This is a genomic window from Salipaludibacillus sp. CF4.18 (assembly GCF_051262595.1).
GTDB classification, from domain to species: domain Bacteria; phylum Bacillota; class Bacilli; order Bacillales; family Salisediminibacteriaceae; genus Salipaludibacillus; species Salipaludibacillus neizhouensis.
In genome coordinates, this window is the sequence record NZ_JBIMEV010000008.1 from 124,025 (window position 1) to 131,256 (window position 7,232).

7 protein-coding genes are annotated in these 7,232 nt (G+C 40.0%); 3 read left to right on the forward strand and 4 right to left on the reverse strand.

Annotated elements, in window-relative coordinates; genetic code table 11:
* Nucleotides 1-26: 26 nt before the first annotated feature.
* Genes pgsC through ACHABW_RS07950 form a run of 3 tightly spaced genes read left to right on the forward strand, consistent with a single transcriptional unit; the run spans nt 27 to nt 3,659 of the window.
* Entirely contained in the window at nt 27-473 is a 447-nt protein-coding gene (gene pgsC, locus ACHABW_RS07940) for a poly-gamma-glutamate biosynthesis protein PgsC (RefSeq protein WP_110939136.1), read from the forward strand.
* Nucleotides 474-492: 19 nt separating this feature from the next.
* Nucleotides 493-1,767 (forward strand): CapA family protein, encoded by a 1,275-nt coding sequence (locus ACHABW_RS07945; RefSeq protein ID WP_435754823.1) that lies wholly within the window; start codon nt 493-495, stop codon nt 1,765-1,767.
* Nucleotides 1,764-3,659, forward strand: coding sequence for a gamma-glutamyltransferase family protein (locus ACHABW_RS07950; protein WP_435754824.1), 1,896 nt, complete (start codon nt 1,764-1,766; stop codon nt 3,657-3,659). Before ACHABW_RS07945 ends, ACHABW_RS07950 begins: the two co-directional genes overlap by 4 nt.
* A 70-nt stretch (nt 3,660-3,729) precedes the next feature.
* On the opposite strand, the gene ACHABW_RS07955 is transcribed toward ACHABW_RS07950, so the two are convergent.
* The 4 genes from ACHABW_RS07955 to ACHABW_RS07970 all read right to left on the reverse strand — a co-directional run bounded on the left by ACHABW_RS07955 (nt 3,730) and on the right by ACHABW_RS07970 (nt 6,916).
* A complete protein-coding gene (locus ACHABW_RS07955) occupies nt 3,730-4,785 on the reverse strand; it encodes a sulfate/molybdate ABC transporter ATP-binding protein (protein WP_435754825.1) in 1,056 nt (351 codons plus the stop codon).
* A gap of 7 nt (nt 4,786-4,792) precedes the next feature.
* Nucleotides 4,793-5,464 (reverse strand): molybdate ABC transporter permease subunit, encoded by a 672-nt coding sequence (modB, locus tag ACHABW_RS07960; RefSeq protein ID WP_435754826.1) that lies wholly within the window; start codon nt 5,462-5,464, stop codon nt 4,793-4,795.
* Nucleotide 5,465: 1 nt separating this feature from the next.
* A complete protein-coding gene (gene modA / locus ACHABW_RS07965) occupies nt 5,466-6,248 on the reverse strand; it encodes a molybdate ABC transporter substrate-binding protein (protein ID WP_435754827.1) in 783 nt (260 codons plus the stop codon).
* A gap of 320 nt (nt 6,249-6,568) precedes the next feature.
* Nucleotides 6,569-6,916: a hypothetical protein gene (locus tag ACHABW_RS07970; protein ID WP_435754828.1), complete on the reverse strand. Its 348-nt coding sequence runs from the start codon at nt 6,914-6,916 to the stop codon at nt 6,569-6,571.
* Nucleotides 6,917-7,232 lie beyond the last annotated feature (316 nt).

Here is a 7,232-nt window from a genome sequence, read left to right on the forward strand (position 1 = left end):
AGTAACTAATAAGGAGTTGGCCATACGTGTTTGGTACAGATTTATATATCGCTATTGTTATTGGGGTTCTTTTATCCCTTATTTATGCAGAAAAAACTGGAATTGTTCCGGCTGGTTTAGTAGTGCCGGGCTACCTCGCTCTAGTATTTGACCAGGTAATGTTTGTTATTGTCGTGGCTGCACTAAGTATTGTCACTTATTTAGTAGTCACACAAGTCATTGGACGAATAACTGTATTATATGGTCGCAGGAAATTTGCAGCCATGCTGACAGTAGGGGTTCTGATGAAAATGGCATGGGACTTCATCCCAATCGTTCCCTTTGAAGTTATGGAATTACGGGGAATTGGGGTCATTGTTCCCGGCCTCATTGCAAATTCCATTCAAAAACAAGGTATTTTCCCTACGTTTTCATCGACTTTTGTCATCTCATTTTTTACTTTTGTCATTATATCTATCTATCATCTGTTTTAGAGTAGGAGCGTTGTAAGCTATGCAAAAAAAATTAACTAATAAAGAAAAAAATAAATTATGGACAATTCGTCATCGTGAAAAAGCGCTTCTTCATTCTGTTATTGCATTAGTTATTTTAGCCATCCCTTTCTTCGGTTACCATTGGTTTTTTGAAGCTGCAATACCGGAGGACACTCGTGAAGAAAATGTAGAGTATCGAATGTCTATGGTTGGCGACATGATGCTAGGCAGGCATGTTCATGATTCGACTATTCAAAGTGGCGAGTCTATCGATCAAGTTTTCAAGTATGTTACTCCCTTTTTTGAGGAATCTGATTACGTAACCGGGAATTTTGAATCTCCTATTTTAAACGTAGCAGATGAGGAAGTTGCCTCCGCGATGGATGACGCTGAATTATACAACAAAGACATTCACCTTTATTCAGAGCCTTGGGCGATAAATGCACTTGAATCCGCGGGTTTTGATTCTGTAACTCTTGCAAATAACCATGCTCTTGACTTTGGGGATCTCTCTCTTGGCGAAACATTAAGACACTTTGCAGACTCTTCTGTAAAGACTCTGGGAATTGGAGACGCCATAAATATAACGGAGGAAGAGGCCGAAGCAGGTGCCATCGATGCCGCTGATGTATCCTACTTCGATATCAACGAAAATACTCGTGTTGGTATTATTGGATTTACTGATGTTATGGTTCAAGGCTTTAGTGCAAAAGATTATGTTGGTGGTGTATTTACGAAAGAGGAAATCACTGTGTTACAGGACAGATTAATAAATGCTAAGTTACCTGAAGAAGAAGGTGGCGGTGGCGCAGATATCATGATTGTTCATTCACACTGGGGAGACGAGTACCAAGTAAGTTATAATGATCGCCAAGTAGAATTGGCGCAGTATATGACAAACTATGGAGCTGATATTATCATCGGTCACCACTCGCACGTTCTTGAGCCTATAACTGTTGTAGAAAGTAATCTCGACGCAGGACATAAGGCAATTGTGATGAACAGTATGGGAAACTTTGTTTTTGACCAAGGTTGGTCACGTACGAAAGAATCTGCATTAGCTCAGTTGGATTTCTTAGATGACGGATCAAAACAGCTATCTTTTGTCCCGTTAAGAATTGAGGAAGCACAACCTCGGGAAACTTCAGGGTTTCTAAAACCCTATCGAGATTTGAGGGTGTTTCGAACATTACGAAAAGAGCTTGAAGATGAACATTGGAAGACAGAAAATGGACGACTCATCATTGACTTAGATGCAGCTGGTATTTTGGAAGGGGTGGATATTACATCATGAACTACAAAAAATATTTAGTTGGTACCCACGTCCTTGCTGTAATTATATTTGTTGGTTTGATAGCATGGAACTTTTATTTTGAAGATGAGTTCGATCAGTTCCGGGAACCTTATTCCGGCAGTGATTTTCAAGAAAGACAAGTCGATTCAGTCGATGTTAACCAAGGTGCATCTTCTAACCAATCGCCTGCAGAAGAAACAAGTGATAATGATCAAGCTCCTTCTCGTCCTGGAATATACGGTGTGAGTTCTATCCATCCTTTAGCAGCAGAAGCTGGCATGAAGGTCATTGAAAACGGTGGTAATGCAGCTGATGCTGCTGTTGCTGTATCGTTTATGCTCAATGTTGTGGAGCCATATGGTTCAGGTATTGGCGGCGGTGGCTTAATGCTCGTTCATGATCCTGAAGATGGCGCAGTTACTTACGACTATCGCGAAGCGGCACCTGAAAGTGGTGCTCAATCGCCACCTAATGGCCGGGTTGCAATTCCTGGATTAGTGAAAGGAATGGAAAAACTTCACCAAGAAATGGGATCGGGTAATGAAGAGGCTTCCTGGGAAAAATTATTACAGCCTGCTATAGACGCTGCAGAAAATGGGTTTGAAGTAGGTGCTGTATTACAGGAGCAAATTGCAAACTCGACTCGGTATATTCAAATTGAAGACAGTACAACTCGGCAGTTATACTATCCAGACGGCCAACCACTCCAGGTAAACGACATCCTGGTACAAGAAGAACTAGGTGAAACGTTAACCCTTATACAAGAGAATGGAGCATCTGGCTTTTATGAAGGAGAGGTAGCTCAAGGGTTAGGATACTTTGGGTTTACATCTGAAGATTTAGCCGGCTACGAAGCTAAGACAACCGAAACGGTTTCTGCAGAAATAGGTGATCAGATCGTCCACGGCGGTCCATCTCCTTCGTCCGGTACGGTAGTGGTCCAAGCCTTACAAATTGCCAATCAGTTAGACTTGGAAAAAGTATTAACCGCAGATGAAATAGCTGACCTTAGAACTAAACTAGCTGAAGATGGTATTACGGATAGAGAACCACAAGTGGGTGATCTTATGAACTATGAGGAATATGAACACAATTATATTCACCTAATGACCGAAATTACTGATACAGCATACTCAAGCAGACTGGATACATTAGGTGACCCTTATTACGATAATATTGATCATTCTGACTTCACAAGTCCGGAAACAATTGATCGATTCTTGGAAGGTATTTACTCCGGTAATAGTGAAACTTCATCAGGAATAACTGATGAAATGTTTGATTCTCCTGGAGAAGAAAAGGATGCTAGAAATACTACTCATTTTGTCATCATTGATAAGGAAGGCAGAATGGTTTCAGCTACGAATTCCCTTGGCCAATTTTTTGGCTCTGGATTTTATACGAATGGATTTTTCGTTAATAGTCAAATGGATAACTTTAGTGGTAATCCAGAATCCCCTAATTATTATGAACCCGGAAAGCGACCTAGATCATTTGTTTCACCAATGATTTTTGAAGAGAAAGGTCAAGCTGTCCTTGGTATCGGTTCACCAGGGGGACGACGTATTCCAGCAATGGTCTTTCAAACGATCATGAAATATCAACATGGCTTGGATGACGATAACAATAAATTAACGTTGCAGGATGCCATTGAGATGCCGCGTTTTTACACCGAAGATGGTGTAGTAAACGTAGAATCAGACTTGGAAGATGATGTGAATAATAACCTACAGGAAATGGGTTATACCGTTTATGGGCATAGTTCGCCCTTATACTATGGTGGTATTCAAGGATTAGGCACCGTGCTTGATGAAGATGGAAATCTTCAAAGTATGTATGGTGGCGGTGATCCTCGAAGAAAAGGCGCATGGCAAATTGAAACTGGAGAATAGGAAAACTAGTTTTTCTAAAACTTAAACACATGATAAAATGAGCGATGATCACTTTGATCATCGCTCATTTTTACTCTTCCATGCAAATCAATTTATCCTTAGGAAATGTCAGGAAACAGTCATCACCGAGTTCCCAATTTGTTTTGCTGCCCTTCATAAAATCCTCTACTTTTACTTCAAGACCTTCAGTACTAATTGTAAAACTATAGTTATTCACACCTTCCACAATTTGAACAACCGTTCCTTCCAAGCAGTTAAAAGAAGCATCCTTTGTTTTCGTTAACAAGACATCGTAGCTGCGAATTCCTACATATACCGGCCGACTTATCTTCGTCCGGCTCACTTGCAGAAAATGACCTACTGACTCAACTTCCGTATCATTACCGATCTCTTTCGATGAAGTCACCGGAAATACATTCTCACAACCAACGATCTCCGCTGCTTTTTTTGATTGCGGAACTCTTAACACGTCTCGACGTTCGCCAGACTGTATCACCTTGCCGTCATTAAATAATAATATTTTATCGCTTACCCGATAGGCTTCTTCAATATTGTGCGTCACAAAGAGCACAACACCATGAAACTCAGACCCGATCAGTCTCAATAGATCCTCTTCAAGAGAACCACGAATCTGTTGATCCAGGGCTGAAAATGGTTCATCCAGCAATAGCAATTGCGGCTCCGTGATCATCGATCGAGCCAATGCTACCCGTTGACTCTGGCCTCCAGAAAGCTGAGAAGGATATCTCTTTTCGAAGCCTTCCAACCTTATTGTTTTTAGCCATGTATTTACTCTTTCAGAGATAGTTGATTTAGGTAACCCCTTTAAGCCATATGCTATATTTTGAGAAACAGTCAAATGAGGAAATAATGCATAGTTTTGAAATAGAAAACCTACTTGTCGTTGTTGCGGCTTCCAAAAAACCCGCTCATGACTATCAAACCAAGTTTGTCCATTCATGACAATTCTTCCTTCATCAGGTTTTGCGATACCTGCAAGTGCTTGGAGCGTTAAACTTTTTCCGCACCCTGAAGGACCTAGAATACTCGTAATTCCTTTATCCGCTTCAAAGGACATATCCAAATGAAAGGGGGAGTATGATTTTTTTAACGATACTTCTAACATAGCGCATTCATCCTTGTATGACTCGTTTTTCTAATCGATTAATTGCGTAAAGAATAGTGATAGCCACGATAGTCATGATAAATACAAGCGTGTTAGCGAGGGTGCGATCTCCCACCAACAATGCATCATAAATAGCAATAGGCATGGTCATTGTTTCATTAGGAATACTGCCGGCTATCATTAGCGTTGCACCGAAATCTCCCATCGCACGAGCAAACGTAAGCGTAATTCCAGCGACAATACCCCGCCATGCCAGTGGAACCATGATGGTGAAAAATATATTCAATCTCTGTCTGCCAAGAATTGCCGCAGAATGGATTAAATCTTGATCAATACTTGCGAATGACGTTTTCGCTGATTTAATCATGAATGGAATCGACACAACCAAAGCTGCAATTACTGCCCCCGTGGGTGTAAAAACTATTGTAATATCAAGGTAATTCTCAAGAAACTGACCGACAGGACTGTTTCTGCCCAATAAAACGAGTAAATAATATCCTAGAACCGTTGGTGGTAAAACAATCGGAAGCGTGATCAGTGTATCTATAAAATCAGACATTTTACCATTCGCCCGATGAAGGTAATAGGCAATAGGAATACCGATCACAATAGCTAAGATTGTCGCCGTGATCGATACTCTTAGCGAGAGAAGTAACGGAAAAAGATTAATATCGCCCATTCTATTCACCCTCCGGAGTTTCAAAACCGTGTGATTCTAATATATCTTTTCCTTCGGCTTCCAACACGAAGGCCATAAACACCTTGGCTAACTCTTCTTGATCAGATCCTTCTATAATCGCAATTGATTGTTCCAGCGGCTCATATAATTCTTCATCTATGTATAAAAAGTCAAACGTATCCTCTTGAGACATCGCCAAAGAATGGGCAATTAGACCAACCTCTGCGTTCCCTGTCTCCACTTGCACCAAAGCGTCGGAAATATTGCGTCCATAAACGACTTTATCCTTTACTTCTCCCCAAACTCCGGCATTCTCAAGAATTTCTTTAGCTGCCATTCCATAAGGGGCGTGTTCCGGGTTTGCAATCGAAATATTTACAATTTCCTCTGCCTTTAAATCTTCCAATGAATCTAATTTAATACCAGAATCTTTTAATGTAGTTAACCCTAATTTGCCATAGGCATAGGTTGCTTGCGTCCCCTCAACAATGAAACCTGCCTCTCTTAAACGGTCGATAAATGAAACATTTGCAGCAGCAAAAACGTCGAATGGTGCCCCATTCTCTATTTGATCCGCTAATTGCCCCGTAGAATGAAAGGAAAAAGTTATTTCAGTCCCTGTCTTTTCGGTGAACTTTTCTCCAATATCATTAAACGCGGGCACTAAATCGGCTGCAGCTGCTACCGTTAGCTTATTATCGGAATTGGATGCGGGATCATCATTTTGACCACAACCACTGATTATTAGTAATAATAAAATATAAAAGCAATTCCACTTTCTCACGATGTACTCCTCCTGTTGCCACAATCTAATCTGTTAATTATATCAAATTCTTTATAAGAAGTATGCCGTGTGTGAGAGTATCTACGATCTAACATAAGAAAAACTGCAGTGCCGTCTTTTATTAGATACAGCGTGAGCTTTCGCCACTCACTAGTACCTACGTAGTGCGTGTAGGTGCTACTCGAAAGGAGGTGTGTTTCCCTTGACACGCATAGCGTAAAGATAGCTGTCTTCTATACTTTCCTACTTAACTAGAAAAAACTGCTAGAAAAAGTAATAGAGTCGACTTTTTCAGCAGCTACGATAAATACAATTTTAATTTAAGTTAACATCGCGTTTACTAGGAGTAAAACGTAGGAACCGATTATTGCACCTGCACTGATAATAAATAATTGCTTAACTTTCTTTTTTGGTAAAGCTGTTAGATCTTTACTAAAAAACCAGCCTGATAGCTGTGTTTTATTACGAAAAAATACAGTAACGACTAGAAAAACAGCTGCTGTTTGTAAAGCGAAAAATGTTGTTGCAACGATTCCTTCCGTTAACAAATCCATTCCGCCAAATAGTTGTGAAATTAAAGTATTAACGACGCTTGATACAACAAAAACCAGAAAGGTAACAAATATAAATTTAAACAATTGAAGTAAAAAATCTGCCGATGAAGTCATGAATCTATTCCTCTTTTCTCTCGAACTAAGCTACTTTTTCTATTGTAGCAAAGAAAAAGGATAACCAAAAATGTTTCCTATTATAAAATTCAACAAAATTTTATATTATTTTTTAGAAGGCAGATTCTTTTCGCAGGCAATCCTTCAATCTGCCAGGAACCTCTGGTCTTCAGCAATTGCTCTTCCCACAGGATATGTCGAATTCCGCTTCTTCAAATCTTCTCACAAAAACAACAATATCTACAAAAACAGACTTCTCAAGAGGTCGTTTGACCTTTTGAGAAGCCTTCTTTATGGTAAAATATGGCGGGTCCGA